This window comes from Ruegeria sp. CJ9, assembly GCF_056536625.1.
On sequence record NZ_JBQFPY010000022.1, the window covers coordinates 1 to 2,500 of the forward strand.

Genomic DNA, 2,500 nt, shown 5'->3' on the forward strand with positions numbered 1-2,500 from the left:
CTCTCACCCTATTGTTTTGTGGTTCTGACGGGTTGAGTTTGTTAAGCGATTGATCTTGGGGATCAATTGTAGTGTGACCGGGCTGTTCTGAGATTTTCTGACGCTGGTTGCGGGAGTAGGATTTGAACCTACGACCTTCAGGTTATGAGCCTGACGAGCTACCGGGCTGCTCCATCCCGCGTCAGTGTCAGATTTGTATCATCGTTAGAGAGATGTTTTGGGCTTTTACTAGGTTTGGCGGTGACCTACTCTCCCGGGGCTTAAGCCCAAGTACCATTGGCGCGGCAGTGCTTAACTTCCGGGTTCGGGATGGGACCGGGTGTTTCACTTGCGCTATGACCACCAAACCGAGGAAAAGCCCATGTCTGCATTCTTGCTGAGCAAGAAAGCGACGGGTGGCAGGCAGCGTCTTTGCGTGCAAAGGCGCGTTGCCACTCGGTTGTTATGTCACCCCTTACGGGGTTTCACATCAATCAACGTTGTCCAACTCAAGGTCGGTGTATGCTTTTGGTCTTGTTTGATCGCCTACCGCTTCGCTACTTGAGGCGGTGAGCTTTGTCTTTCTGTTACTGGATCAAATCAAGCCTATCGGGCGATTAGTACCGGTCAACTGAACGCATTACTGCGCTTACATCTCCGGCCTATTGACGTGGTGGTCTTCCACGGCCCTCAGGGAGACCTTGTTTTGAGGGGGGCTTCCCGCTTAGATGCCTTCAGCGGTTATCCTGTCCGATCATAGCTACCCAGCACTGCCGTTGGCACGACAACTGGTCCACCAGTGGATCGTTCACCCCGGTCCTCTCGTACTAGGGGCAACTCCTCTCAAGTCTCCTACACCCACGGCAGATAGGGACCGAACTGTCTCACGACGTTCTAAACCCAGCTCACGTACCTCTTTAAACGGCGAACAGCCGTACCCTTGGGACCTGCTCCAGCCCCAGGATGAGATGAGCCGACATCGAGGTGCCAAACACTGCCGTCGATATGGACTCTTGGGCAGTATCAGCCTGTTATCCCCGGCGTACCTTTTATCCGTTGAGCGATGGCCCTTCCACTCGGGACCACCGGATCACTATGGCCGTCTTTCGACTCTGCTCGACTTGTCAGTCTCGCAGTCAGGCTGGCTTCTGCCATTGCACTCAACGAGCGATTTCCGACCGCTCTGAGCCAACCTTCGCGCGCCTCCGTTACGCTTTAGGAGGCGACCGCCCCAGTCAAACTACCCGCCACGCAGGGTCCCGGATCCGGATAACGGACCGCGGTTAGACATCAAGAGTGCGAAGGGTGGTATCTCAAGGGAGGCTCCACGGATACTTGCGTTTCCGCTTCAAAGCCTACCACCTATCCTGCACATCACAATCCTGATGCCAGTGCGAAGCTGTAGTAAAGGTGCACGGGGTCTTTCCGTCTAACCGCGGGAAGCCTGCATCTTGACAGGCAATTCAATTTCGCTGAGTCGATGTTGGAGACAGCGGGGAAGTCGTTACGCCATTCGTGCAGGTCGGAACTTACCCGACAAGGAATTTCGCTACCTTAGGACCGTTATAGTTACGGCCGCCGTTTACCTGGGCTTCAATTCAAGGCTCTCACCTCTCCTTTTAACCTTCAGGCACCGGGCAGGCGTCAGACCCTATACGTCGTCTTGCGACTTCGCAGAGCCCTGTGTTTTTAATAAACAGTCGCCACCCCCTGGTTTGTGCCCCCAGCCCCTAGTTGCCTAGGAACCGGGCCTCCTTCTCGCGAACTTACGGAGGTATTTTGCCGAGTTCCTTCAACATCGTTCTCTCAAGCGCCTTGGTATTCTCTACCAGTCCACCTGTGTCGGTTTAGGGTACGGTCTGATAGGAGGGCTATTTCCAGGAACCTCTCAGCAGCCCAATCAATCCGATAAGATTGAACTACACCTGAGATCCGTCACCACTCCACGGCCCAGGAATATTAACCTGGTTCCCATCGCCTACGCCTTTCGGCCTCGGCTTAGGGGCCGGCTTACCCTGCTCAGATTAGCTTTAAGCAGGAACCCTTGGACTTTCGGCGAGAGTGTCTCTCACACTCTTTGTCGCTACTCATGTCATCATTCTCACTAGTGATCTCTCCACCGGATCCCTCACAGGCCGGCTTCATCGAAAGCTCCAAATATCCTCCAAGGCGCCCCGAAGGACGCTAAAGAGGATAGGAACTATGTCACACTACGCTCTGCTACCATGCCTTACGGCATCCTAAGCTTCGGCTCATGGCTTGAGCCCCGTTACATCTTCGCCGCAGGACAACTTATTTAGACCAGTGAGCTGTTACGCTATCTTTAAAGGATGGCTGCTTCTAAGCCAACCTCCTGGTTGTTTTGGTCGTCCCACCTGCTTTCCCACTTAGCCATGAATTGGGGGCCTTAGCTGTAGGTCAGGGTTGTTTCCCTCTCCACTACGGACGTTAGCATCCGCAGTGTGTCTGCCATCTAGTACTCCCGGGTATTCGGAGTTTGGTTAGGATCAGTAAGCCTGTG

At 54.1% G+C, this 2,500-nt stretch carries 1 tRNA gene and 2 rRNA genes (1 of these 3 cut by a window edge); all 3 read right to left on the reverse strand.

Going from position 1 to position 2,500, the window contains the following annotated elements:
* Positions 1-104: 104 nt before the first annotated feature.
* A tRNA-Met gene (locus tag ACR0AJ_RS20940) sits at positions 105-181 on the reverse strand.
* Between the two features lie 51 nt (positions 182-232).
* Positions 233-347, reverse strand: a 5S ribosomal RNA gene (rrf, locus tag ACR0AJ_RS20945).
* 228 nt (positions 348-575) lie between these two features.
* Positions 576-2,500: ribosomal RNA gene (locus ACR0AJ_RS20950) — 23S ribosomal RNA — on the reverse strand; it runs 908 nt beyond the window's last position.